Here is a 25,680-nt window from a genome sequence, read left to right on the forward strand (position 1 = left end):
ATGTTATCCATTTTTGATATTTTTAAAATTGGCGTGGGCCCTTCTAGCTCACACACTAATGGGCCAATGATTGCGGGCTATCAATTTAGCCAAATCATTGCTGATTTAACGCAAGTGACAAGAGTGCAGATTGACCTTTACGGTTCATTATCACTTACAGGACGTGGCCACCACACTGATCGCGCCGTGATATTAGGCCTGCTGGGCAATAAGCCTGACACCATCAAAATCACCAGCGCCAATCAAGCGCTAGCGCATGCTATTGAACACGGCGAGCTTAATTTAGCGGGAAAACAGCTCATTCCATTCCAGCTAAAAACAGACCTCCTCTTCCAAAATACTAATCTTCCCTTGCATGAAAATGGCATGACGATTACCGCTTTGGGAACGCAAGGAGAAACGTTAGCCTTTGAAACTTACTACTCAGTGGGAGGCGGCTTTGTTGCTACTGCCAAAGAGTTAGAACACGGTAGTGCAAATGCACACGTGGAGGTCGAATTTCCTTTTACTTCAGCTGATGAATTACTCTTTAAAGCCGAAAAACATGGCTTAAGTTTAGGCAGTCTCGTTTTGCGCAATGAAATAGCGTTTCATGATCTTGAAACGATTAACCACAAAGCCGATCAAATTTGGAAAGTGATGTCGCTCTGTATGCAGCGCGGCTTTGAAACGGAAGGCATTCTCGAAGGTGGGTTGCATGTCACGCGCCGCGCACCAGCACTGCTCAAAAAGCTGGAAGCTAACGCGGCGATTGAAAGTGACCCAATGGAGATCATGGACTGGATTAACCTGTTTGCTTTCGCGGTCAGTGAAGAAAATGCAGCGGGAGGGCAAGTGGTCACCTCACCAACCAATGGCGCGGCAGGAGTGATACCCGCCGTATTAATGTATTACCACCGCTTTATCCGAGAGCTTGACACTAAGCAGTTGAAAGATTTCCTCGCCGTGGCTGGCGCTATTGGTATTTTATACAAAACCAATGCTTCTATTTCGGGGGCCGAAGTAGGCTGTCAAGGGGAGATTGGAGTCTCTTCCTCAATGGCGGCGGCAGGGTTGACAGCGCTAAGAGGTGGCAGCAACGAACAAATTTGCATGGCGGCTGAAATTGCCATGGAGCATTCATTGGGTATGACATGCGACCCAATGGGTGGCTTAGTGCAAGTCCCTTGCATCGAACGCAATGCAATGGGAGCCGTGAAAGCGATTAACGCTTCACGCATGGCCCTAAAACGGACCAGCAAATGTTTAATTTCTCTAGATAAAGTGATTGAGACAATGTACCAGACGGGGAAAGATATGAATCGGAAATATCGTGAAACCTCGTTAGGCGGCTTAGCGTTAATCCACCTATCACCACCTTGTGAATAGTAATACCGTTCCATCCTCATCAAGCCCTGTGTGAATACAGGGCTTGTTTAAGCGGTAAATTCAGGAATGTGTAACTCTTGATTTTGAGTAATCGCTTCTCGCTGCACAATCCACTGAAAGCTGAGCGACAACACACAAATCTCGATGGCGCAAACCGCTAACCAGACAAATGACAGTACCAAGGTCAATGGCAGAAAATGCAGATTAAACAAGGGCTGTAGTAGTGCATTGATGAGCATGGGGATCACACCTATCAACACAAATAGTGCTTTGGCGTGGGGCTTTGACATTTGCCACGCGACACTCAAACCTCTAGGTTGATGATCTAGTGCTGTGGCTGGTAAAACCAATGACCAGCGAGAGATAAGCCAGCCAATAGGCAGTATTACGACATAGATACAAAGCTGAATTAACCACATTGGCATCGTCACTATATTTGCCAGCGAGCCAATGATAAACATGGGCATGATTAGAATGGCAAACAGCATAGTGCCTAACGCAGCCCACCATCCAATAAAGCGTAATTCACGCGAACTTAAGTAGAAAATTGTGCTCAAACGGCAAGATTTTTCAGCCAGCAGCACCAAACGATGCAAGCGCACTGTCGCCATCGCCGCCGTTACCGTATAAAGCATATAAATAATCGCATTCGTTAATGTGAACAACCGTTGTGGGTCATCAAGGTCAATAACGCTAATCGTGAAATAGAGATTCACCACCAAAAAAGGTGAAGATTGCAGCATGAGAGTCAGCCAATTTTTTTGGACTAATTTTAACGCGCTGACCACAATGTATTGGATCGGTAGCTGCTTAGATTTCATGAATCCATTCCCTGGAAAATAAGTAGGGTTAATATATCGAAAATAGACCTCACTTACCCTAAAAGCTCCGTGATGCCAATTCAACTAACCGCACTCATTGATAACAATATTATCGGTATCTCATATTGGTGACTCGGCAACGAGCGCTATTCTGAATAAGTAGAGACAAGCGCTGACACTGAGGTATCTCACCGCATTTGAAGAGTTCATGCTAGAATGCGCCGAATTTGCGATGAGTTGCACTCAAAGTATTAGGGCGTAGCGCCTTACGATGAGAAAGCCATCGCTTGCTAACTGTTTTGACTTTTTAATTCTGAGAGCCCGCATGCCATTTTCCAACCTAGGATTGAGCGATCCAATCTTAAAAGCCGTTCACGAACTCGGCTATTCTGCCCCAACACCAATTCAAGAACAGGCAATCCCTGCCATTTTGACGGGTAAAAATGTCATTGCGGCAGCGCAAACCGGCACGGGTAAAACCGCTAGCTTTGTACTGCCCATTTTGCAGATGCTTAGTCAAGGAACAACTCAGCGCGCCAAACGTGTTCGCGCATTAATTTTAGCGCCCACGCGCGAATTGGCTCTGCAAGTAGAAGAGAACATCACGCAATACGCAAAATATTTGCCCTTAACCTCGCTTGCAATGTATGGCGGTGTCGATTCACAAAAGCAAAAACAACGCTTGATTGAAGGGGTGGATATTTTGATCGCCACGCCGGGGCGCTTGCTTGATATGTATGGCCAACGCGCCGTTCATTTTGATGAGCTTGAAGTGTTGGTGATGGATGAAGCTGACCGCATGCTCGACATGGGTTTCATTGAAGACATCAACAAAATTGTTGATCGCCTGCCACTAAATCGTCAGAACTTGCTGTTTTCGGCGACCCTTTCTCGTCCAGTGCGCGAGTTGGCCAAATCAGCCATTAATGATCCGATTGAAATTGATGTCGCTGGTTACAACCGCACGCCAAATCAAATTGAGCAGTGGATTATCACTGTCGATAAAGATCAAAAATCTGCACTACTGAGCCATTTGATTACTGAAAACCAATGGCAACAAGCGATGATTTTCATCGAAACCAAACACGGTGCGGCAAAGCTAGCAAGCCAACTGGAAAAGCGTGGCATTGCGGCAGAGGCATTTCACAGTGGTCGTAGCCAAGAAGTTCGTGAAAAATTATTAGCTGATTTCAAAGCAGGTAAACTGCAATTTTTGATTGCAACGGGCGTTGCTGCGCGCGGTATTGATATTGATAACTTAGAAAGAGTGGTGAATTACGACTTGCCTTATCCTGCGGAGAACTACATTCACCGTATTGGACGAACCGGTCGTGCTGGTGCAACCGGCGAAGCAATTTCTCTCGTATCACGCGATGATTTTAAAAACTTGTGCATGATTGAAAGCCGCTTAGGACATTTGCTTGTGCGTAAAGAGATTGAAGGTTTCACACCGAAAAAAGACGTGCCTATTTCCATTTTAAATTACCACTTGAAAAAGCGTGATAACGAGCACTCAAGTGCACCGCGTCGTAGCCCTCGTCCTAAACAAGAAAAACGCTCATAAGCATAATGCTGCTTTACAAATCCCACCGCACGGTGGGATTTTGTTGACTAAACCATCCCCGCATCACACTTTTACGCCCTCTTTCTCTCTACGCCCCAAAATCACTACTCAAGGATGATTCTGTCTTCATCAACTTCTATTAGCCTGCAACTCATCTCTTATTTATCGCACCCCATCATCGCTTAGGTTGACACGTTATGGCTTACAACAAATACACTATCTATCAAGTTTTCACGTGCTTATTCGGTAATACAAACCGCTGCAACACTCCTTGGGCAACGAAAGAACAAAATGGCGTCGGTAAATTGAGTGACTTCACTGACGATGCACTCAATGCCATTCATCAACTTGGGATCACTCATATTTGGTATACCGGTGTTTTACATCACGCACTGGTGGGTGATTACCATGCATGGGGAATAGAGAATGATCACCCAAGTGTTGTCAAAGGTAGAGCGGGCTCGCCTTACGCCATTAAAGACTACTATTCGATAAACCCTGATTTAGCCGACGACCCAGCTCAGCGTAATTACGAATTTGAAGCCTTGATTAAGCGTACACAGCAAGCGGGCATGAAAGTCATCATCGACATTGTCCCTAACCACGTGGCGCGCCAATATCAAGGGCTCAATAACCCTGTCGGGGTCAATGATTTTGGTGCAAATGATGATACCAGTGTGCAATACGCCAGGGACAATAACTTCTATTACCTACCCGACACCTGCTTTGAACTGCCAGATATTCCCACCTCATTACTACCGCTGGGCGGCGAATGCCACCCAGATTTAGCCACCCCGTTTTACGAACACCCCGCAAAATGGACAGGCAATGGATCTCGTTTAGCCAAGCCGAACATCGATGATTGGTATGAAACCGTCAAAATAAACTACGGCATCAAGCCTGACGGAAGCAAAGATTTTACCGAACTTCCGCAGCAATACCGTTTCCTATCTCTCTTGGAGCACGCCGTTTTCTGGCAAGACAAAAGCGTTCCAGATTCATGGCGTAAGTTTCGGGATATCGCTCTTTATTGGCTCGATAAAGGCGTCGATGGCTTTCGTTATGATATGGCCGAAATGGTACCGATTGAATTTTGGAGCTATCTCAACTCGGCGATTAAACTACACAACCCCGATGCTTTTTTAATGGCAGAGGTGTATCAGCCAGATTTATACCGCGATTATATCCAGCTCGGCAAAATGGACTATCTGTACGACAAAGTTGACCTTTACGATTGTCTCAAAGCCATCATACAAGGACACGGTTCAACTAAAGAGATTGGGCGTATTGAACATCAACTGCGCGACATTGAGCATCACATGCTGCATTTCTTGGAAAACCATGACGAGCAAAGAATTGCCTCGCCTGAATTTGCAGGGGAAGCACATAAAGCACGCCCAGCCATGTTGATTTCAGCCTGTTTATCCAGCTCACCAACCTTGCTTTATTTTGGGCAAGAAGTGGGCGAACCGGGTGCGGAACATGCCGGCTTTGGCCAGCCTTCGCGCACCTCTATTTTTGACTATATCGGTGTTCCACAACACCAAAAATGGATGAATAACGGTGCATTTGATGGTGGCCAATTAAGTGAGAGCGAGAAGCAGCTGCGCCATTTCTACTCAACATTACTGAATTTAGTCCAACAGAGCCCCGCACTGACCGGTGAATATCATGATCTGTACGCCGCCAATGTTGAACACTTCTCCGACCAACAAGATGGCTTATTTGCCTTTGCTCGCTCTAACCCGTCACAAAAGCTGATCATCGCCGCGAACTTCAGTGCCACAAGTGGCAAAACCGTAAAACTGCATTTACCTAAAGCATTGACCACTTATTGGCAGTTAACCTGTGGTGAGCACACTCTATTCGACCCGCTAAATCAACAAACGCTGACACTCTTCGTCAACGAACAAGAGAGCTATGTGATGATCGACTTCACCCCACTTTCGACCCATTTCATGGTTCTCAATAATATTTAAACCTCAAAGAGAGTCATTGGTCTTCTTTCAATACAACAAGCCAGCATCTTCATCGTGCTGGCTTGTTTTGCTAAACGCTATAGAGCTAAGCGCTCTAAACGCTATAAGGTTAAGGCTTGCTTTAAGTGACTTTCATTAACACGGGTTCTTGATCAGATTCCCGCTCATGCTGATTGGGCAAAATACCTAAAGTATGTAAAAAGGTTTTGAGCATGATGGCGTAAATGAACATCATAGGAAGGCCTGCGACCACACAAAGCGACTTAATGGTTTCAATCCCTCCCCCAGCCAAAAATACACTTAAACTGATCAGCCCAATCGCACAGGCCCAAAGTAATTTTACTCGGTTATCGGGATCACCATTCAAAGCCAATTCATTGGTGGTGAGCATCGCCGTCGCAACACTCGCACTGGACATCGTGGTCAGCATCAATAAAAACTGAATGAGCAGAAATAGCCCAAGCACCCCATTTCCCCCAGGCAAGGTTTTTATCAATGAAACCACTGCGTAGGTTAAGCCACCTTCCGCCATCCAGCCCTGAACGGGTAAACCGCCCAACATTTGAGCCCATACCGCATAGCCACCAAAAATGGAGATAAAAAATGCACAGCCCAAAGCGCCCATCGAGATGGTGTACAAAACCACTTCACGAATCGTTCGTCCACGAGAAATTCGCGTGATGAATAGGCCCATCATAATCAAGTACGCGTAATACCAAAACCAATAGTACTGAGTCCAGCCTTGTGCAAAACCACTTTGCTGAACAGGGTCTGTCCACAATGACATTCTAAAGAAATTATCCAACATCACGCCCAATGAGTCAGTGAAACTATTAAGAATGAAAGAAGGTTGAGTCGCCAATAATACAAACAGGGCAAACAACACCGCCATGCTGACTGTCCAGTTAGAAATCGCGTTGATGCCTTGGTTAAAACCAACCCCCATCACAGCCACTAACGCAGCCACAAAAAGCACAATGATTGCGCCTTGTAAGCCAAGGCTATTCTCAATCTGTAACAGCTCTGCCACACCGGCGCTGACCAAGGTCACAGTTAAGGCCAGCGAGCTAGCAAACGCGGCCAACGTACCAAAAATCGACAATAGATCGATACTTTTTGCCACCAAAGGATGGTCACCCACTACCGAAGAACACAAACTGGAAACTTTTAACGTGCGTTTTTTTTGTACATAAAATGCGTAAGCAAACGGAATCGCTGGAAAGCAGTAAATCGCCCAGCCTGTAATGCCCCAATGAAAAATAGAGTAGGTAACGGCCCATGCCGCAGCAGGATAACTATTGGGCTCAGCAAATAACGGCGGCGATTGTAAGTAATACATCGGTTCACCTATCGCCCAGTAAATGAGTGACGCTCCAACGCCAGCGGTAAAAATCATCCCACCGTAAGAAAAATTACTGTATTCGGTCTTTTCTTCACCTAAACGAATGCGGCCGTATTTCGAACACGCCAGCCACAGTAAAAAAACCACTAACGCCAAACTTGCCATCTGTACTAACCAGCCAAACCAGTGACTCACCCAGCCCATAGCTTGCGCCGCCATCGCTTGAGAGATGGCTGGATAAAGCGCAGACACCGTTAACAAAACAAGCACTAACGCAATCGCAGGAAAAGCCAATCCATAATTAAGATTTTTCAAAACTGCGCCTCCATTCATAAAGTGCTTGAATATGGCGAGGGGTGATGCCGCAACATCCGCCGATCACGGTTGCACCGAGGGCATACCACTGCTTGGCAAATGCGAGATAATCTTCTGCACTAAACTCACGCATGGCTTGTACGGTTTCGTTGGCAGCGTGATCCGATTTAATCGGCGTAAAACTGTTTGCATAAACGCCGATTTCAATCTTTTGCGCTCGGCCTTCCAACACGCTTTTCGCCTGTTGAATGGCATCAGCCATCACCTCGGGTATTGAGCAGTTAAAGAAAATGCCAGCCCCACCCGCAGAGCAGATTTGTTCTGCCGCTTCAGAGACCGACTGCCCAGAACGCAATTGTGCGATATTAGTGTCATCTTTCAGAGTCAGTGCGTAATAGCAAGGCTTGGTTGATGAGGCAAACACCGATTGAATCATGCTCAACTCTTCTAAACTGGCAATCGTCTCCGCCAACCAGACGTCGACATAAGGATCTTGTGCTTGATACAAAGTGAGTGAAATCGCTCGCGCGACTTCGGCTTGAAAGAGATCAGGCCGATAGCTTCCCATCGCCGGTGGCATAGAACCCGCCACTAAAATCGGACGTTCTGACTGTTGTGCTACTTCCGCAGCAATCTGCGCGGCTAAGCTCGCTAACCTTGCACCATCGGTTTGATATAGTGACTCGCCCAAGTGAAAAGGGACACACGCATAGCTATTCACCGTGATGATGTCGGCACCGCTATCAATAAATCCTTGGTGAGCTAAACGAACATGTTGTGGAGATTCAATCAGCGCTTGCGCGCTCCAAAGTGGCTGAGAAAAAGGGGCGCCAATTCTTTTTAATTCACGCCCCATACCACCATCAAGAAGGGTTAATTTGCTCATAATATCGTATCCATAATGCTTTATTGGTCAGTGCCATTGAAACATTCTGTGAGCAAAATCATAGTGAATAACATTGAAGTGCAATATGAATTTTATTCAAGTAAGTAACTTGATTTATCTATTCTTTTTCGCAAGGCTACTATCTGTTATTCATGCTGTTATTCATGCTGTCATTCGTAAAAAACATTGGGCTTGGTCATTTCACAACAAATACTCAACGCATCATAAACAACTCTTCATGGAACTGAGTTTCAACGTCTACATGGTAAGGCTTCAACGCCTGTTTTAAAGTCCGTGAAAAGGCAACAGGGCCACAAAAGAAAAACTCAAAACCGCTTAAATCACCACACTGGCGAGCAATAGTCTCGGCAGACAAATGCGGGTCAATGCTTGAATCAATCACGGTGAGGGAGACACCCGCACGCAATGCTTTCTGCTTAAGCTCATCACACAGGGCTTGCTCTGCATGGTGGCAGCAGAAAAACAGATAAGTAGCCGGATGCACTTTTACCGTGTGTAAATAATCTAACCCAGCCATAAATGGAGCGATGCCGACACCGCCACCAATCCAGACTTGTGGCCTATCACTATAAAACTCAAATCGTCCATATGGGCCTTCGACCTCAATCGGCTCACCCACGGTAATTCTCTTGTGAAGGCCAGTGGTAAAATCGCCGAGCTCTTTGATCAAAAATCGCAGCTCATTAGCCTCATTGTACGAAGCAATAGTAAACGGATGCGGCTCTTCGCCAACAAAACTCAAATAGGCAAACTGCCCTGCTTTGTGTCCGGGCCAAGGTTTCTCCATCTTAATTCTTAAATCTAACGTTTGGCTCGCTGCGCAGTAGTGGCATGCGCTAATCTTCGCTGAATAACGTGCATTTCGGCCCACAAATCCAAGCAAACTGTAGACTGCTGCCGCCGAGCCAAGCGCAATAAACATCAACACTAACCAATAAATCGGCCAGCCCCAATACGCCTTTTTCAACAATAATACCGAATGCCCAGCCAGCAAAAGGTACACCACCGTCATCAAACGGTGCGATAAGCGAAACGGTTTGTATTTAATGGTTAGCCACAGTGATACACCCACCAGCAGCAATAATGAGTAGAACCCCCATTCGCCAATGGCTAACCCAATCGGGCGCATCTCTTTTACCCAAAGCGCAAAACCCGACAAGTTCCCCTGTGGGCCAGAGCCATTGAGCCGATTAGGTTTGGTCAGGAGCTCAAGTGCGATCATCCATTTCGGTATCTGGTAACAAAGCCAGTGAAATAAACCAAGCAACATGGCCGAAATGCCCAGCCATTTGTGTATCCGATAGCCTTTATCGATTCCTTGTGTCCACTGTTCAACAAGGGGCAAACGAAGCGCCAGTACCATAGCCAATGACATCGCCACAATGGCCAAAATGCCTGACCACTGGATAAAAGCCGATCGCCATTGAAACAGGTTTTGAGATACAAAAAACGTTGGCTCGGCCTGTATCCAGAGTACCGAAACCACGGCCATAATCATTAAAACCATTTTGCTTGCTCTGTTCATCACAATAACCACTAAAATAGAAAGGTTATATAAGAGTAACAAGCACAACGTAAAGTAGATGAAGTAACAAGTAAATCTGTGTAAAGACGGCAATCCAAGCTCTTTAAGCGCTTATCCTTTTTATTGAACGAAGAGAGACCGGGCCGAACAAACAGTGTTGATCTTCCGCACGATAATCTTAGGGAGGGTCACTGAATTCTGTTAGAATGCGGCCCCTTCAACTAGCGTGTCGAGAAATGTTGATCCGTAAAAGCACGCGGTTTGAAGATAAAATCAGCGCAAAACATACACCTCAACTGGCCTCAGTGAGCGAACTACTTAGGAACTCGTTATGATGACTGAAGAAGAAAGAATTGAATTACAAAGAAATAACCCATTACACGGTCTTAAGTTGGAAACTTTATTGCAAGAGCTCGTGGATTTTTACGGTTGGGATATTCTCGATACGGCAATGCGTTTTAACTGCTTCCATACCAACCCATCGGTTGCCAGCAGCGTGAAATATCTCAATAAAACCGATTGGGCGAGAGAGAAAGTAGAAAACTTCTACCTCTATCGCTTCAAACGTATGCCACGCGCTTCAGCTGAAGAGTATGATCTGCCACCGCGCGCGCGCACTTTCCCACACGGCCTAAAACCTAAAGAGCCCATGGAGCTGACGGTTGATTCCATTTTAAACTCACAGGCTAAAGCGGCTTCTGCCCATAAAGAGCGTTCCGCACGTAACCGTTCGTTTCGTCGTTAAAAAGCGATATACCCAAACAACTTGGAGTTGTAGGTAGGCGGCAAGTGAGTGAGTCCCCATGAGCATAGGCAAACTATGTGATTGGGGTGAACGAACGTAGCCAACACCACTGCAGCTTCGAGTAGGAAGGGGATAAGTGCAAGGCCACCGAATCTAAGCCCGTGCGCCATAAACGCAAAACCCAACCTTGAACTTAACACTTCAAGCGTTGGGAATTCGTTTTACAGACGGATTAAACGTCAAAATATCAGCATCTTAGAACCAATCTTTACGTCCAGTCACATAGGTTTTCTCAAAGTCTTCATCTGATTTAGGCAGTGCCCCTGCCTTCCATTCATTCATGTTGAGTGGATAGCGAACCCCGTCTTCGCCGGAGATTAACCCAGTTCGATCCAACTCGTTGAAATCGATTATGGTGCCTTTTATTTACTTATACCTCAAATAGTTAAGAGTAGAGTATTGTTGTCAAACAACTAAAATATGCGCAGCATCTGCCACGCGTTGAGTGCTGGACTGGACATTGATTACTGATACCACCCATCTGCCAACACTTCGGCTTGCTCTAGCACCAGCTTAATCGCTTCTTCTGCGGCATCGGGTGGGTACTTCCAGCGGCGTAATAAGCGACGCACTAAGTTACGCATCCGCGCCCGCACGCTTTCACGTTTCTGCCAGTCTACCGTAGCAGAATTACGCAGTTGGTGAGTCAGTTCAATCGCCAGTTTGCGTAAGTTATCATCGCCTAAGGTGCGTACTGAAGCTTCATTAGCGATCAGCGCGCGGTAAAAGGCGATTTCATCCGGAGTGAGATTAAGCTTATCCATCATCTCTGAATCGGCTTGCATCTCTTTCGCCCACTGGATTAGCTCTTCAATCACCTGCGCGGTTTCAATACTGCGGTTATGGTACTTTTGCAGAGTCGACATGATGCGTTCTGAGTATTTCTTCTCTTGCACCACATCGTTTTTCATCCGCGCTTTCACTTCATCACGCAGCAATTTTTCCAGTAACTCCACCGCAAGGTTGCGCTCTTTCATGTGCTTCACATCTTCAAGAAACTCTTCGGAGAGCAAACCTATGTTTGGCTTATCCAGCCCCACGGTTTTAAAAATGTCATCCACGCCATCGGCCACAATCGCGTTATTGAGGATTTGGCGCAGGGCAGAGTTTCGCAGCTCATCACTGCGCTTTTTATCGACCGTCGAGTGCTTCAAAAAAGCGGTTTTGATTGCACCATAGAAGGCGATTTCATGGCGATAGCCATTCACTTCATCCAACGTACTGCACAGCGAGAAGGCTTTCATCATCGCCGCCATCACATCAAGAAAACGGCGTTTACCATCGCGAACTTGCTCACCTTTGCTGTTCCGGTGGCAAAGCCCTGAGATGTGGTTGACTGCCCCCGGCAGCAATTGCAGCGGCCGAGTTTCAAAATCAGGGCGATAGTTAAACACCTCACCATCCACTGGCGTGGCAAACATGCCGCGGATAATATCGATTTTTTCCATGAAGACGGCGAAAGCTTCAGCGGTATCAACGGTCGGTTTGCCTTTGCCTTGGCTATTGGTGTAAGTCTTGAGGGCGTTTTTAAGCTCATTTGCAATGCCAATATAGTCGACCACCAAACCGCCGGGTTTATCCTTAAATACTCGGTTCACCCGGGCAATTGCCTGCATCAGGTTATGACCTTTCATCGGTTTGTCGATATACATGGTATGACAACATGGCGCATCAAAGCCCGTTAGCCACATATCTCGCACAATCACCAATTGCAGTTCGTCATCGGTATTTTTATACCGTTTCTCAAAGAGCTTCTTGGTTTTCTTATCATGAATATGCGGCTGCATTTTGGCCTTATCAGCGGCGCTGCCGGTCATGACAATTTTGATTGCGCCTTTGGCGGGGTCATCGTTATGCCACTCAGGTTTAATTGCCACAATCGCATGGTATAAATCGACGCAAATCTCTCGGCTCATGGCGACAATCATCGCTTTGCCCGGAAAGGTTTCACAGCGAGTGGTAAAGTGCTCAACGAGATCTTTCGCTACCTGTTTGATTCGTGGCTCGGCACCCACCAGTTTTTCCAGTGCTGACCATTGTGATTTTATTTTCTCGCGACTTTCCGTTTCTTCGTCTTCGCCAATTTCTTCCTCAACTTGATCGTTAAGCGCTTCGATTTCATCTTGATTAATATCGAGCTTGGCGAGGCGCGATTCGTAGTAGATAGGCACGGTGGCACCATCATCGACCGCATCTTGAATATCGTAAATGGAAACATAGTCACCAAACACACCGCGAGTATCTTTATCGTCTAGCGATATGGGTGTGCCGGTAAAACCAATAAAGGCCGCATTGGGCAGTGCATCACGCAAGTATTTGGAGTAGCCGTAAACGTAACGCTGGCCTACAACATGGCCATCCTCGTCTTTGACATCGACCAAACGTGCTTTATTGCCATACTGACTGCGGTGCGCCTCATCGGACACCACCACGATATTCGAGCGCTCTGAAAGGATAGGATGCGCCGTTTCGTCATCGAGCAATGCAAACTTTTGTACCGTAGTGAAGATGATGCCACCAGACTGACGGTTGAGCAGTAACTCGCGCAATGCATCACGGTCGGTGGCTTGTTGCGGGATTTGCTTTAAGGTTTCTTGCGCCATAGTAAAGGTGTTAAATAGCTGACCATCTAGGTCGTTACGGTCCGTCACCACCACTAAGGTTGGGTTATTCATCTCCGGCTGTTGCAGTAACTTACTGGCGTAGCAGACCATCGAAATGCTTTTGCCGCTGCCTTGGGTATGCCACACTACGCCCGCTTTTTTGCTTCCGGGTACCACAATATTGGCGTAATTTGCCCGTGGCTCAGTGATTTGGTCAGAAGTTGTAGCCGCAATGACCGTCGCTTTCACCGCAGCACGCACGGCATGGAATTGGTGATAACCGGCGATTTTTTTGATGATAGCGCCTGCGGCCGGGTCGGCATGTCCGCCATCATTTTCGAACAGTACAAAGTAGCGAATGTAATCGAGCAACAATTCTGGCTTAAAGAAGCCACGCACCATGGTCTCTAATTGAAATTCGAGTAACGGCTTATCGTCTTCGTCCTCGATGGTTTTCCATGGTAAAAAGCGCTCTTTGTTCGCGGTCAGCGAACCGACTCGCGCCGTCCAGCCATCAGAAATCACCAGCGCTTCATTGAATGCAAACAGATCGGCGATTTCTTGTTTGTACGTTTGGATTTGGTTATACGCATTCCAAATGTCAGCGTGGTCATCGGCGGGGTTTTTCAGCTCAATCACCGCCATCGGCAAGCCATTGATAAACACCACCACATCGGGGCGACGATTGCCTTTGCTGCCCGTGATGGTGAACTGATTAACCACTAAAAATTCGTTATTCTCGCAGTTGTCAAAATCCATTAATCGAACATGAGTATGCTTGGTCACCCATTGTTCTTGCTCCATCACTGAGTATTCAACCGGCACACCTTCGATTAAATAGTGGTGAAAAGCCTGGTTATTTTTGATCAGGATGGGCGTTGGCGGCGTGGCAACGGTTTTCGCCACTTCGATTAAGGTGTCACTCGGTATATTGGGGTTTAAGGTTTCCAATGCCGACACTAACCGCGCTTGCAGTGTAACTTGCTGATAGTTTTCACGCTCTGGCGTGTCGCCATCCGGCGCGATGTCATAGCCATTTTGGTATTGGTAGCCTTGATCAACAAACCAATTTATACATTGTGCTTCTAATTGCCCTTCAGTGATCACTTGATACCTCCCAAGCTGTATCTTTTACAAGCAACATCCGTTGCCAGTAACAATAGCTTCTCGAGCATCGAATGATCTCCATCTTTTGCTCCGTACCATATGGGCTTTATACTCATACTAAGTAATCTTCCCATTTTTTCAGCTTTGTCTTCTGGTTCAGGCTCTGGAAGAAATGCAAAATGATTCGGAATTTCAAAATGCCCCTCATCTTTCACAGATTTGAACAACTCTAGCGTTCTATCTTGTTCCAATGAACATCCTAAAAACAGTAGAGAATGGCTCACATATATTTGACGTAGTGACCTAGGCAGTTGCTTTGTAAAATCTATGCTGCCAGAACCATATGCTTCTAAATACTGTGATTCAGTAAAAACATATGATTGGGGTTGTTCAGCATCTCCATGCAACTTCATTAAACAATGTTCACCTTTCAATAGCTGGCCTACAAAACCATTCTGTTCTTGTTTACCATACATATAACCTTGAAGAGGCTTTCCTTTTAATAGTTCGAACCGTTTTTCAATCAATCTATCAAAATTTGTTGTAATAATGCATGAGCTTGATATTTGCGGTAATAGATCAATGATAGGAGGAAATATAGGTCTATCATCCTCATGAGCAGGTTTTAATCTAAATTCAGTTTGAACAAAGTTAAGAAAAACATGTTCGTTATGTCTGAATAATTGCTCTGCTAACAATAAGTAATCATAGCTTTCCAGTAGATGCTTAGTCTCTTCAACAACATTTGTCCCCATTGTTCTAGCAAGCGTACTTAGCGCATTCCCCCAATTAGGGTACCCCGCAGGGTGTGATGCTCCTGCGCCAACGAAAGGAGCGACTCTCTGTTTTCGAATAGCATCGACCAGATCCAAGAACAAAGAATACTGATGTGTTTCTTTTAGAAAATTGACCGCATCACTATGCTTTTCTTGCAATTTGACACCGTTCCACTTCGCCAATTCATCAAAATAGGTATCTCGTTCAACCCAATATAGTATGTCACTAACATCGTAACTAAACTCAGTATCAACATCGGTCAAACTCTTCACCCGCACTTTCGGCCCCTGCTCAGATATAACAATAGAAGCGCTATTGTTGATTTCATCGTTGAAATCAGTATTTTCCTCTAACTTACTTTGTAGGTATTGTTCAACACGCTCAATGATGTGATAGCTGTCATGGAATGGCTTATTCACCTTTAGCCTCCTGTGTCTCTAACTCGATTTCGCCGGAAAGCAATTTAGGAAGCAAAGTGTCACGCAGCGTGACTAACTGGTTGCTCTGGAGTCGCAAGTTAAGACCTTGATTGATTAATGGCAGTAAAACTTCATCCATCTTGTCTCTTAATGCTTTTGGAGGGATAGCACACAAAGACTCACTTAAATGGCCTCGTTTTATGTGTCCCATAGTTACCGCTTTATCTTTGGCGATTTGCTGGAATTTCGCGAGATGATGCTTTGTCCAGTATAGGTATAACGGTAGGTTGTATTCCTCACTCGTAACCTTGAAAAGGTGTTGATTTAACGCAGCATTACCACCAGTCCATAGATCAATCATCAAAGTGCCCGACCATGAGAAGATCATGTCACCATCATACACTCTGCAAGATTCTTTAATATCTGAACGAGCCTTCTCCTTTCCGTCACAGTAGCCTTGACGTAACTGAGCAATTTTTAGAACAGGTAGAAAATCATCCTCCTCAGACTCTGATCGGAATTTTTGCAATGCTAACCCATTTTGAAAATGAGCAACCTTGTCTAGAGGTTTTACTTCCCAACCCTCAGGAATCAAACCCAACTCAGACTCAACAAGCTTTTCGGGGAATAGCGAGGCGGTAGCCGCATCCATTCCCTCTGGTTGCTCGCCATTCATCTTGGCTTTGACCGGATCAAAATCGACAAACCATGACTTGAAGATAGATTGAGCCATTTGTTCTAGGGTTTGGTTTGTTTGAATATTAAGTGAGATCTTATCATCGAGAATACCAACAATTCTGACAATATCATCTTGTACATCCCGAATAGGCCATAACACTTCCATTGGATGAACATGGTTTCTGTTTAAAGCTGGATTTGCAGCTCCAACATCCATGCCTTTCAGCTTTTCAGCAATACTCGTAAAGAAGTAGTATACAAAGTGAGGGTTATTACCCTTAAAGTCTTTGACCCAAAGACTAGTATCATGTGGCCAGAAAGGACAATCCAAATAAAAAACAGTACCCAGACTTCCTTTTCGTCCCAAAACAACTCCAGGCCCATCCACCTTGGCTTCATTGTGGTAACTCGCAATGCCTCCAGATGATACCACTGGTATATCTCCCGGAATTTGCTGCTTCTTAGTGATATCAAAACCACGCTGTAGCGTTACTTGGGCGCCTATAGTTGTTTGGAAATAGTTAGATGACATAACCCAACCCCGCCAAGTTCTTCTTAATTTGCGCTTCTAACTTGGCTGATTCAGCAAATTGCCCACTCAGTTTTTCGGTTAAGGTTGCCATCTTTTCTGCAAATGGAACACCATCATCTAGCTCTTCAGTTGCGCCAACATAACGCCCCGGCGTCAATACAAAATCGTGTTTCTTAATCTCTTCCAACGTTGCTGATTTACAAAAACCGGCTTGGTCTTGATACGTCACGCCATTAACCGCTTCACCGGTTTTCCATGCGTGGAAAATATCTGCCACTTTCTGGATATCATCAAAACTGAAATCACGCAGCACGCGGTCTTTCATATAGCCAAGGTTACGCGCATCAATAAACAGCACTTCGCCTTTACGATCACGCAGCTTACGACCCGCTTTATCGGTGCGAGCTTTCTTGTTTTTGGTTAAGAACCAGATACAGGCCGGAATTTGCGTGTTGGTGAACAGTTGCCCGGGCAGCGCGACCATACATTCGATCAAATCGTTCTCAACCAAGGCGGCGCGAATTTCCCCTTCGTTATTGGTGGATGAACTCATCGAACCATTAGCCAGCAGTAAAGCTTGAGAACCATCAGGGGCAAGGTGGTAAAGCATATGCTGCATCCACGCGAAGTTGGCATTACCTGAAGGCGGTGTGCCGTATACCCAGCGCGGATCGTTATCATCAACACCAATGTTCCACTCTTTCATATTGAACGGCGGGTTAGCCATGATGAAGTCCGCACGTAAATCAGGGTGTTGGTCGTTGGTATAGGTACTGGCGGGCTCTTTGCCAAAATCGTAATCCAGCCCACGAATCGCCATGTTCATCGCCGCCAATTGCCAGGTGGTGTAGTTGTATTCTTGCCCGTAAATCGAGATTTTCTGCTTTTGCGTCAGCGGGTCGATCTCTTTTTGGTTAGCATAGCGCTCAATAAATTTATCCGATTGGACAAAGAAGCCGCCGCTGCCCATCGCTGGGTCATAGACACGGCCTTCAAATGGCTCAATCATCTCTACAATTAGGGTTACGATGGAGGCAGGCGTATAAAACTGACCGCCTTTTTTGCCTTCAGCCAGCGCAAACTGACCTAAAAAGTATTCATAGATATGGCCAAGAATGTCTTTGCTGCTGAGCGACTGGTGATTAAACGGAATGGTCGCAATCAGGTTGATCAGTTCATTGAGCTTGGCTTGGTCGATTTTAAGGCCTGAATAGTGTTTGTTGAGTACGCCCTTGAGTTTGGGGTTATCGCGCTCAATCCCTTCCAGTGCGTTATCAATTAAATGGCCGACTGAGGTGATTTTCTTGGTGATTTTTTGTTGGTTTGCGCCCTCAATCACCAGCTCTGCACCGCCAATCACACGCGGTGCGTTATCTTGCAGGAACGACCAACGGGATTCCGGCGGTAGCCAGAACACATTTTGCTCTTGGTAGAAATCGCGCTGCTCTAGCTCTATCGCGATCTCTTCGGCCAGTTCTTCTGGGGTGAAATCTTGCGGGTCTAAATAGTATTCGTGCTCTGGGTTGGTCAATTCAGCTTTGATTTCCTGCTGGCGCAAGGTAAACGCATCCGAAACGTATTTGACGAAAATCAGCCCCAGCACCGCATGTTTGTATTGTGACGCATCCAACGCGGCGCGCAGTTTATCGGCCGCCGTCCAGAGTTTGCTTTCTAGCGCTTTGAGGTATTGTTGTTCTTGTTGGTTCATTGCAGATTTCTTAAGACACGAAAAATTGCCGATATGATACCAGTGGAAGCGCAAAAATCCTCGCTTTATGACTGAGTTAAGTGTGGTTTTATGAGATAGAGAGCGCCTTGTGAGTAATCAAGAACGAATAATCCGTTTGCTTTGCGGCTAGCTATCGCGCAACAAAAAGGGCGCAGCAAGTATTAGCTTGCTGCGCCCTGAAATAGATGGCGCGCCCTGTAGGATTCGAACCTACGACCACATCCTTAGAAGGGACGTGCTCTATCCAGCTGAGCTAAGGGCGCGCTACAGGGACAGGATTATACGAGTTGAACTCCGTAAATCAATCGCTTTCTCTAAGATTCGGTTTCAAATGCCTAAAAAACTGCCATTCGGTAGCCGAGTGTCGAAAAACAGAACAAGGCAAACGTTTGCTTATAGATGTTACTTTAAATATCTGCGACAATGCGCCCAAAAATATTTGCGACCAATGTGTAAGGAAAGCCATGACTGCTCAAAATATTGATGGGACACTCATCTCCCAGACGGTTCGCTCTGAAGTAGCGGCGCGGGTAAAAGCTCGCACTCAAGTGGGCCTTCGCGCTCCGGGGCTGGCGGTGGTGCTGGTGGGAGAAGATCCTGCGTCACAAGTGTATGTCGGCAGCAAACGTCGTGCTTGTGAAGAGGTGGGTTTTGTTTCTAAATCCTATGATCTTCCAGCCACTGCTGGCGAAGAGGAGCTACTGGCGTTAATCGATAAGCTCAATGCCGACCCTGAAATTGACGGCATTTTAGTGCAACTGCCCTTACCTGCCGGGATTGATACAACCCATGTGCTTGAACGCATTGTTCCTGAAAAAGATGTCGATGGTTTTCACCCTTACAATGTGGGCCGTTTAGCCCAGCGCATTCCTAAACTGCGCTCTTGTACGCCCAAAGGGATCATCACTTTGCTTGAGCGCTATAACGTTCAACTGCGTGGTAAACATGCGGTGATTGTGGGCGCATCCAATATTGTCGGCCGACCAATGACATTAGAGCTGCTACTAGCAGGTTGCACCACAACCACATGCCACCGCTTCACGAAAGATTTAGAACACCATGTTCGCCAAGCTGATTTGTTGGTGGTGGCCGTTGGTAAACCCAATTTTATTCCCGGCGCATGGATTAAAGAAGGTGCAGTGGTGATTGATGTGGGCATCAACCGCTTGGAGTCAGGCAAGCTGATTGGCGATGTCGAGTACGATGTAGCGCGCACCAAAGCAAGCTTGATCACCCCGGTTCCGGGTGGTGTCGGGCCAATGACGGTGGCCAGTTTGATTGAAAACACCCTGTTGGCATGCGAGCAATTTCACCCCAACAACTGATCTTGCTCATTACTGCTTACTGCTATTGATTATTGCTATTGGCTATTGGCTATTGATAGCCATGAGCGGCGAGCGAAAAAGAACCCCAGCATTGCGCTGGGGTTTTTTAACGAGCTGATGTTTAACGGGCCAGTTTTTAACGATGAATAGAAACGCTACGTTTATAGCGACAAAATAACCCCAGCAAGCGCAGCACTCATCAAATTAGCCAACACGCCAGCGCTGATCGCTCGAAAACCATATTGAGAGATGAAGCTGCGACGCTCTGGCACCAAACTGCCCAAACCACCGATCAATACTGCCATGGTCGAAATATTGGCAAAGCCGCACAGAGCAAAAGTTACAATCGCTTGAGAATGTTCACTGAGCGAATCTTTTACGTCCATCAATTGGATGAAAGCGACAAACTCGTTCACGACAATTTTATTACCAATCAGTGAGCCTGCCGTCATCGCTTCGCTCCATGGAATGCCCACCAGCCACGCAACTGGAGCAAATAGGTAGCCTAAAATCAACTCAAAACTAAGGGTTAAGCCAAACAGACCGCCCACCCAGCCCAATAGGCCGTTGAGTAGCGCAATCACACTGATAAAGGCCAGTAACGTTGCCCCAACCGCAACCGCGATACGAAGCCCAGACATTGCACCATCAGCCACGGCTTCAACCACATTGGTTGCTTTTGGTATCTCAACCTCTTCATTGGCCACCTGCTGACTTTGCGCTTCGGTTTCCGGCAGCAAAATTTTCGCCATCAACAAACCGGCTGGAGCTGACATAAATGCCGCCGCAATAAGATAGTTAAGGTTAACGCCCAGTGAGGCATAGCCGACTAACGTACCGCCCGCAACCGAGGCTAAGCCACACGTCATCACCGCAAAAAATTGCGAATCACTCATGTGCTTTAAATAGGGCTTAACCACTAACGGCGCTTCAATCATGCCGACAAAAATGTTCGCCGTGGCTGACAGTGACTCTGCGCGCCCCGTACCCAATAATTTTTGCAAACCACCGCCAATCAAGTTAATCACTTTAGGCATCAAACCAATGTGATACAAACCGGAGATCAAAGCAGAGAAGAAAATGATGATGCCAAGCACATTAATCGCAAACACAAAACCAACGCTGCCATTGGCTAAACCGCCAAAGAGAAAGCCAATTCCCTCTTGCCCATAATTGATCAAATTCGATACCGCACCCGTGACACTGTTGAGCACTTCTTTCCCCATGGGGACATACAGAACCAATAGTGCAAAGCCTACTTGCAATAAAAAAGCGAGCGACACGGTTCTAAATTGGATGTTTTTTCTATTGGTAGAAAGTAGCCAAGCCGTAAATAAGATGGCGACGACGCCAAGTAATGAGTTCATTTGCTGTCAATCCAGATAACGGGGATAGGAAAGGCGCGCATTCTATCGTGCGAAAACGAATGCGCAAGTCGCAAATGTTACAGAGGTGTGCTTAACAGTAGCAGCCTTAATCTTCCATTTTCAAGCTGTTGATTTGTAACAAGCTAAACGATTGCCTAGGCTTATATTTTCCATATAGAAAAGATGTTTCTGAGTTGGGAAATAATAAACCGTGCTCATTACGCTTTTGTAAAACGGATGTAAGGCTCTAATTGAGTATCCCAATAGCAAGGTGTACCGATTAAAGCCTTGATAAATTCAATCACGGCTGAGGTTTTCTTCGGCATGTGTTGCCGGCTCGGGTAAACCGCATAAAAAGGCATGCTTTGATTTGCGTGCCAATCTGGCAGCAATTGGATCAGTTTACCGGTTCGAAATTCATCTCGAATTAAATAAGTCGCCAAGTAAGCAACACCCCACCCTGCCACGGCGGCGTCACGCACGGCTTCGGCTAAATCTACCGAATAGTTACCCGACACATTGATGTTGATTTTTTGCTCTGGATTGGCAAACGACCAACGGGTGTAATCTCGCTCCCAACTACGGTAGATAAGACAGTTGTGACCTAACAGATCACCGGGTGTCTGAGGGGTTGAATGGTTTAATAAGTATTCCGGTGACGCGGCAACCACAAACTGGCAATCGGCGAGACGTTGCGCCACGTAACCTTCGGGTAGATGCTCGTTGTTGGTCACCCACAAATCAAGCCCTTCTTCGAGCATATCGACTCGATAATCGAACAAATGCACTTCCACTTGCAGTTTGGGATAGCGCTGACGAAGCGCCTCCAGTGCTGGCAAAATGTGCAAAGAACCAAACGACTGTGAAAGACCAAGCTTAATCAGCCCAGACACCTCATCACGCTGGCTTTCCACTTCAGACTGCGCAGTATCCATCAATCCAACGACCGCAGTACAATGGCGATAAAAAGCCTCTCCAGCCTCAGTTGTGGTGAAGCTGCGCGTGGTTCGCTGAACGAGCTTCACCCCGAGCGAGGCCTCCAGTAAGGCCAACTGCTTACTGACATGCGATACCGATACGCTTAAGCTTTTGGCCGCAGCGGTAAAGCCTTGATGTTTGATTAACGCGGCAAATATCACCATTTGCCCTGCACGTTCAACTAGCACACGTTCTCCAGAAATAGCAAAGGGCTCATGATGAGCCCTTTGCGTTCAATTAAGGTTCAAATCAATAGGTAATTCTATCCGCCAAATGGCTCACCGCGAGCGCAAAATAGTATGAGCGATTCCACTTCATCAACACATTATAGTTGTTGTATACCAAGTAAACGCGGCCATTTTCATCATCTGGCATGATAAGCCAAGCTTGAACCTTGTCTAAATTAGGCAGTGGTTTACCTTCGTAACGGGTAATACCGAGCTTGTTCCACTCTCTCAGTGATTTCCCTTTTTCTGGTTGTCGCCCTTCTAAAGTGCGGTCAAACCCAGGCGGAACTTTAACTTGACGTCCCCAAGTGTATTTGTCATCCCACCCCGATTGGCTGAGATAGTTGGCTGTCGATGCAAATACATCTTCCTTTGTGTGCCAAATGTCTTTTTTGCCATCGCCGTTACCATCGGAAGCGAACGCCAAAAACGAACTCGGCATAAACTGGCATTGGCCCATCGCGCCAGCCCAAGACCCTTTCATCTCATCGGCTTGGATATGACCCTGCTGCAGAATTTGCAACGCGGCCATGGTCTCTTTGCGGAAAAATGCTTCTCGACGACCGTCATAAGCCATGGTCGTCAAAGCATCTATCACACTAAAATTACCGGTAAAAGCACCAAAGTTACTTTCAACACCCCATAACGCAACGATAAAGCGCGGCTGCACGCCATACTGCTCGCCAATGCGGCTAAGCTCGGCATAGTGCTTTTCATACAGCGCCTTTGCTTGCTTGACTTTCCATTCAGGAACCGCACGCGGGATATACTCATCCAGCGTCAGTTTCTTTTCTGGTTGATTGCGATCGGCCGTCACGGCGCGTGGTTTATGTGCCACATTTTTAAACGCATCGGTTAAAATTTGCTCTGAAATGCCTTCACTGCGCGCTTGTTGCTTCAAACCTTCCACATACTGCTCAAAACTAACCTCATTTGCCATCAATGGCGTGGAGAGGCTTAATCCCAATACCACTGACAAGAACTTTTTCAAATCACCCTCCTTGAGCTGAAAACTTAGCTTTCTTTTTGCTGAGCCTTTTGCTGCTTATATTGCTCTAGTAAATTTTGTGGCGGTGGCGGTAACTGCAGGAAAAAACCCTCATTTTTCAGAGATTCTTTCACTTTATCAATGTTAACTTGGGCTAATGTACGCCCTTCCAGTTTCACGACCATGACTAAAGTAGGTTTACCGAACATCGCCATTAGTGTGTCAGGAACCTGTGAAAAGTCATCCTTTTTAGTAACATAGAGATAGGCACCTTCTTTTTTAGCACTTTTATAGATAGAGCAAAGCATGACAAACCTTTTATTGTAATAAACTGGCTTTTCGAGCCAATTAAGTTAGAAACGTTAAACTTTTACCAAATTTGAGATTAAAACAAACATTTGACCGCAAGATAACTTGCTGAGCTAAGTCAGGGAATATAACATGACAACCCTAGTTTCAGGCAACGCCCTTTCTAGTGAAGCCATTAGTTATTGAGGTCAAAATAAGATGTCGAATACTCCTGACCTAAAAGGTAGCAGTTTTACTTTGTCAGTGTTACACCTTTGCGACAGTGAAGTTGCCAATACCGTTGAGTTTCTCAAAGAAAAAGTCGCCCAAGCTCCTGCTTTTTTTGCCTCTGCACCTGTGGTGATCAATATTGCTAAAGTGATTGGCGATATTGATTTTTCGATACTGAAACAGGGCATCACTGAAGCGGGAATGATCCCGGTCGGTGTGACAGGTTGCCGTGATAAACGCAGCCAAAACTTAGCCTCAGAAGCTGGCTTTGCCGTGATGGCGGCAAGCAAATCGCCCTCTCAAGCACCGGCTCAAATAGCGCCTACCAAGGTGATTAGCACGCCCATTCGCTCTGGCCAGCAAGTGTATGCCAAAGATAGTGATTTAGTGATCCTCAATCACGTCAGTGCGGGGGCCGAAGTGATCGCCGATGGCTCGATTCACATTCATGGTTCACTGCGCGGAAGAGCCATTGCCGGTGCCAGCGGCCAAACGGAAGCAAAAATTATTTGCCACGATTTACAAGCAGAGCTGGTCTCCATTGCTGGAAATTATTGGCTTAGCGATCAAATTGAAAGTGAGTTTTGGCAGAAGAAAGTGATGCTGAGCATGGTTGATGATTCACTGCATTTTGAAACGCTTACGATTTAAAATTAACAAGGAAAACATAATGGCACGCATTATTGTTGTAACGTCAGGAAAAGGCGGCGTTGGTAAAACGACCTCAAGCGCAGCAATTGCTTCTGGCTTGGCTTTAAAAGGTAAAAAGACAGCGGTGATCGATTTTGATATCGGTCTGCGTAACCTTGACTTAATCATGGGTTGTGAGCGCCGCGTAGTGTACGACTTTGTTAACGTCATCAACGGTGAGGCAACACTTAACCAAGCGATGATCAAAGACAAACGCACCGAGAACCTATTTATTCTACCCGCTTCACAAACTCGTGATAAAGATGCACTCACTAAAGAGGGCGTAAAACGCGTTTTGGATGAGCTTGATACAATGGGCTTTGATTTCGTCATTTGCGACTCACCAGCAGGTATTGAACAAGGCGCGTTGATGGCTTTGTACTTTGCTGATGAAGCGGTTGTAACGACTAACCCTGAAGTCTCTTCTGTGCGCGACTCGGACCGCATTTTAGGGATTTTGGATTCCAAATCAATGCGCTCAGAGCAAGGGTTAGAACCTGTTAAACAGCACCTTTTATTGACCCGATATAACCCTACTCGTGTGACACAAGGTGAAATGTTGAGCGTGGAAGATGTCGAAGAAATTTTGCATATTTCCTTACTTGGCGTGATCCCAGAAAGCCAAGCTGTGCTTAACGCTTCCAACAAAGGTGTTCCGGTTATTTTTGACGATCAGTCAGATGCAGGCCAAGCTTATTCTGATGCCGTCGAACGATTATTAGGGCAAGAAGTCGAGTTTCGTTTTCTAACGGAGCAGAAAAAGGGCATCTTTAAACGACTTTTTGGGGGTTAATATTATGTCTTTACTTGAGTTTTTCCGACCACAAAAGAAAACGACCTCAGCAAGCCTTGCCAAAGAGCGTTTGCAAATTATCGTCGCCGAACGTCGTAGCGAAAATGACCCTGCGCCGACTTATTTGCCTCAATTGAAAGAAGACATTCTCAAGGTGATCGCTAAGTACGTCGCGGTTGACCCTTCGATGGTTGAAGTCTCTTTTGAGCACAAAGATGATGATATCTCTGTACTGGAATTGAACGTGAAACTGCCAGACGAAGAAAAGTAATCCTTATCATAAAAGAGCCTGCAAAATTGCAGGCTCTTTCTCTTTACTAAA

General features: G+C 46.1%; 20 protein-coding genes and 1 tRNA gene. 8 read left to right on the forward strand and 13 right to left on the reverse strand.

Annotated elements, in window-relative coordinates; all coding sequences use genetic code 11:
* The gene (locus CCZ37_RS08115) at positions 1-1,368 is read left to right on the forward strand and encodes an L-serine ammonia-lyase (protein ID WP_094500263.1); all 1,368 of its coding nucleotides are present in this window, start codon (positions 1-3) and stop codon (positions 1,366-1,368) included.
* Positions 1,369-1,415: 47 nt separating this feature from the next.
* Here the strand turns inward: CCZ37_RS08115 and CCZ37_RS08120 are convergent, their stop codons facing one another.
* Positions 1,416-2,189, reverse strand: coding sequence for a hypothetical protein (locus tag CCZ37_RS08120; RefSeq protein WP_094500264.1), 774 nt, complete (start codon positions 2,187-2,189; stop codon positions 1,416-1,418).
* Positions 2,190-2,514: 325 nt separating this feature from the next.
* On the opposite strand from CCZ37_RS08120, the gene CCZ37_RS08125 reads away from it, so the two are divergent.
* On the forward strand, positions 2,515-3,753 hold the full coding sequence (locus tag CCZ37_RS08125; RefSeq protein ID WP_010318100.1) for a DEAD/DEAH box helicase: 1,239 nt from the start codon (positions 2,515-2,517) through the stop codon (positions 3,751-3,753).
* Between the two features lie 197 nt (positions 3,754-3,950).
* A complete protein-coding gene (locus CCZ37_RS08130; protein ID WP_094500265.1) occupies positions 3,951-5,732 on the forward strand; it encodes an alpha-amylase family protein in 1,782 nt (593 codons plus the stop codon).
* 121 nt (positions 5,733-5,853) lie between these two features.
* Here CCZ37_RS08130 and CCZ37_RS08135 read toward each other — a convergent pair whose 3' ends face one another.
* The 3 genes from CCZ37_RS08135 to CCZ37_RS08145 form a co-directional block, all read right to left on the reverse strand.
* Positions 5,854-7,389: a BCCT family transporter gene (locus tag CCZ37_RS08135; protein ID WP_094500266.1), complete on the reverse strand. Its 1,536-nt coding sequence runs from the start codon at positions 7,387-7,389 to the stop codon at positions 5,854-5,856.
* Complete coding sequence (locus CCZ37_RS08140) at positions 7,376-8,275, reverse strand: homocysteine S-methyltransferase family protein (RefSeq protein ID WP_094500267.1); 900 nt, start codon at positions 8,273-8,275, stop codon at positions 7,376-7,378. Before CCZ37_RS08140 ends, CCZ37_RS08135 begins: the two co-directional genes overlap by 14 nt.
* Before the next feature lie 214 nt (positions 8,276-8,489).
* On the reverse strand, positions 8,490-9,821 hold the full coding sequence (locus CCZ37_RS08145) for a ferredoxin reductase family protein (RefSeq protein WP_208613909.1): 1,332 nt from the start codon (positions 9,819-9,821) through the stop codon (positions 8,490-8,492).
* 331 nt (positions 9,822-10,152) lie between these two features.
* Here CCZ37_RS08145 and CCZ37_RS08150 point away from each other — a divergent pair, with 331 nt between their 5' ends.
* Positions 10,153-10,566 (forward strand): VF530 family protein, encoded by a 414-nt coding sequence (locus tag CCZ37_RS08150; RefSeq protein WP_013857204.1) that lies wholly within the window; start codon positions 10,153-10,155, stop codon positions 10,564-10,566.
* Positions 10,567-11,090: 524 nt separating this feature from the next.
* Here CCZ37_RS08150 and CCZ37_RS08155 read toward each other — a convergent pair.
* From CCZ37_RS08155 to CCZ37_RS08175, 5 genes are all read right to left on the reverse strand, one after another.
* Positions 11,091-14,336: a type I restriction endonuclease subunit R gene (locus CCZ37_RS08155; RefSeq protein ID WP_094500268.1), complete on the reverse strand. Its 3,246-nt coding sequence runs from the start codon at positions 14,334-14,336 to the stop codon at positions 11,091-11,093.
* Positions 14,333-15,532 carry an SIR2 family protein gene (locus tag CCZ37_RS08160; RefSeq protein WP_094500269.1) on the reverse strand — a complete coding sequence of 400 codons (1,200 nt, stop codon included), beginning with the start codon at positions 15,530-15,532 and terminating at the stop codon, positions 14,333-14,335. Before CCZ37_RS08160 ends, CCZ37_RS08155 begins: the two co-directional genes overlap by 4 nt.
* Positions 15,525-16,742 (reverse strand): restriction endonuclease subunit S, encoded by a 1,218-nt coding sequence (locus CCZ37_RS08165; RefSeq protein WP_094500270.1) that lies wholly within the window; start codon positions 16,740-16,742, stop codon positions 15,525-15,527. The genes CCZ37_RS08160 and CCZ37_RS08165 overlap by 8 nt, the downstream gene beginning before the upstream one ends.
* A complete protein-coding gene (locus tag CCZ37_RS08170) occupies positions 16,732-18,450 on the reverse strand; it encodes a class I SAM-dependent DNA methyltransferase (protein WP_094500271.1) in 1,719 nt (572 codons plus the stop codon). The genes CCZ37_RS08165 and CCZ37_RS08170 overlap by 11 nt, the downstream gene beginning before the upstream one ends.
* A gap of 207 nt (positions 18,451-18,657) precedes the next feature.
* Positions 18,658-18,734, reverse strand: a tRNA-Arg gene (locus CCZ37_RS08175).
* A gap of 201 nt (positions 18,735-18,935) precedes the next feature.
* Between CCZ37_RS08175 and folD the strand changes: the two genes are divergently transcribed.
* Complete coding sequence (folD, locus tag CCZ37_RS08180; RefSeq protein WP_010317168.1) at positions 18,936-19,796, forward strand: bifunctional methylenetetrahydrofolate dehydrogenase/methenyltetrahydrofolate cyclohydrolase FolD; 861 nt, start codon at positions 18,936-18,938, stop codon at positions 19,794-19,796.
* Positions 19,797-19,957: 161 nt separating this feature from the next.
* Here the strand turns inward: folD and CCZ37_RS08185 are convergent, their stop codons facing one another.
* From CCZ37_RS08185 to CCZ37_RS08200, 4 genes are all read right to left on the reverse strand, one after another.
* Positions 19,958-21,163, reverse strand: coding sequence for a NupC/NupG family nucleoside CNT transporter (locus CCZ37_RS08185; RefSeq protein WP_010317169.1), 1,206 nt, complete (start codon positions 21,161-21,163; stop codon positions 19,958-19,960).
* Positions 21,164-21,381: 218 nt separating this feature from the next.
* The gene (locus tag CCZ37_RS08190; protein WP_010317170.1) at positions 21,382-22,329 is read right to left on the reverse strand and encodes a LysR family transcriptional regulator; all 948 of its coding nucleotides are present in this window, start codon (positions 22,327-22,329) and stop codon (positions 21,382-21,384) included.
* 61 nt (positions 22,330-22,390) lie between these two features.
* Positions 22,391-23,359, reverse strand: a complete 969-nt coding sequence (locus tag CCZ37_RS08195) for a lytic murein transglycosylase (RefSeq protein ID WP_094500272.1) — start codon at positions 23,357-23,359, stop codon at positions 22,391-22,393.
* 23 nt (positions 23,360-23,382) lie between these two features.
* Positions 23,383-23,664, reverse strand: coding sequence for a YcgL domain-containing protein (locus CCZ37_RS08200; RefSeq protein WP_010317172.1), 282 nt, complete (start codon positions 23,662-23,664; stop codon positions 23,383-23,385).
* 199 nt (positions 23,665-23,863) lie between these two features.
* On the opposite strand from CCZ37_RS08200, the gene minC reads away from it, so the two are divergent.
* Genes minC through minE form a run of 3 tightly spaced genes read left to right on the forward strand, consistent with a single transcriptional unit; the run spans position 23,864 to position 25,629 of the window.
* Complete coding sequence (gene minC, locus CCZ37_RS08205; protein WP_010317173.1) at positions 23,864-24,526, forward strand: septum site-determining protein MinC; 663 nt, start codon at positions 23,864-23,866, stop codon at positions 24,524-24,526.
* Positions 24,527-24,545: 19 nt separating this feature from the next.
* Positions 24,546-25,358 carry a septum site-determining protein MinD gene (gene minD, locus CCZ37_RS08210; protein ID WP_094500273.1) on the forward strand — a complete coding sequence of 271 codons (813 nt, stop codon included), beginning with the start codon at positions 24,546-24,548 and terminating at the stop codon, positions 25,356-25,358.
* Positions 25,359-25,362: 4 nt separating this feature from the next.
* On the forward strand, positions 25,363-25,629 hold the full coding sequence (gene minE, locus CCZ37_RS08215) for a cell division topological specificity factor MinE (RefSeq protein WP_010317176.1): 267 nt from the start codon (positions 25,363-25,365) through the stop codon (positions 25,627-25,629).
* Positions 25,630-25,680 lie beyond the last annotated feature (51 nt).

This window comes from Vibrio qinghaiensis, from assembly GCF_002257545.1.
Classification (GTDB): Bacteria; Pseudomonadota; Gammaproteobacteria; order Enterobacterales; family Vibrionaceae; genus Vibrio; species Vibrio ordalii.

What these genes read in the sequence shown, in the direction of transcription:
- CCZ37_RS08115 (WP_094500263.1), top strand. Translation starts at nt 1, where the DNA reads ATGTTATCCATTTTTGATATTTTTAAAATTGGCGTGGGCCCTTCTAGC.
- CCZ37_RS08120 (WP_094500264.1), bottom strand. Translation starts at nt 2,189, where the DNA reads ATGAAATCTAAGCAGCTACCGATCCAATACATTGTGGTCAGCGCGTTA.
- CCZ37_RS08125 (WP_010318100.1), top strand. Translation starts at nt 2,515, where the DNA reads ATGCCATTTTCCAACCTAGGATTGAGCGATCCAATCTTAAAAGCCGTT.
- CCZ37_RS08130 (WP_094500265.1), top strand. Translation starts at nt 3,951, where the DNA reads ATGGCTTACAACAAATACACTATCTATCAAGTTTTCACGTGCTTATTC.
- CCZ37_RS08140 (WP_094500267.1), bottom strand. Translation starts at nt 8,275, where the DNA reads ATGAGCAAATTAACCCTTCTTGATGGTGGTATGGGGCGTGAATTAAAA.
- CCZ37_RS08145 (WP_208613909.1), bottom strand. Translation starts at nt 9,821, where the DNA reads ATGAACAGAGCAAGCAAAATGGTTTTAATGATTATGGCCGTGGTTTCG.
- CCZ37_RS08150 (WP_013857204.1), top strand. Translation starts at nt 10,153, where the DNA reads ATGATGACTGAAGAAGAAAGAATTGAATTACAAAGAAATAACCCATTA.
- CCZ37_RS08165 (WP_094500270.1), bottom strand. Translation starts at nt 16,742, where the DNA reads ATGTCATCTAACTATTTCCAAACAACTATAGGCGCCCAAGTAACGCTA.
- CCZ37_RS08170 (WP_094500271.1), bottom strand. Translation starts at nt 18,450, where the DNA reads ATGAACCAACAAGAACAACAATACCTCAAAGCGCTAGAAAGCAAACTC.
- folD (WP_010317168.1), top strand. Translation starts at nt 18,936, where the DNA reads ATGACTGCTCAAAATATTGATGGGACACTCATCTCCCAGACGGTTCGC.
- CCZ37_RS08185 (WP_010317169.1), bottom strand. Translation starts at nt 21,163, where the DNA reads ATGAACTCATTACTTGGCGTCGTCGCCATCTTATTTACGGCTTGGCTA.
- CCZ37_RS08200 (WP_010317172.1), bottom strand. Translation starts at nt 23,664, where the DNA reads ATGCTTTGCTCTATCTATAAAAGTGCTAAAAAAGAAGGTGCCTATCTC.
- minC (WP_010317173.1), top strand. Translation starts at nt 23,864, where the DNA reads ATGTCGAATACTCCTGACCTAAAAGGTAGCAGTTTTACTTTGTCAGTG.
- minD (WP_094500273.1), top strand. Translation starts at nt 24,546, where the DNA reads ATGGCACGCATTATTGTTGTAACGTCAGGAAAAGGCGGCGTTGGTAAA.
- minE (WP_010317176.1), top strand. Translation starts at nt 25,363, where the DNA reads ATGTCTTTACTTGAGTTTTTCCGACCACAAAAGAAAACGACCTCAGCA.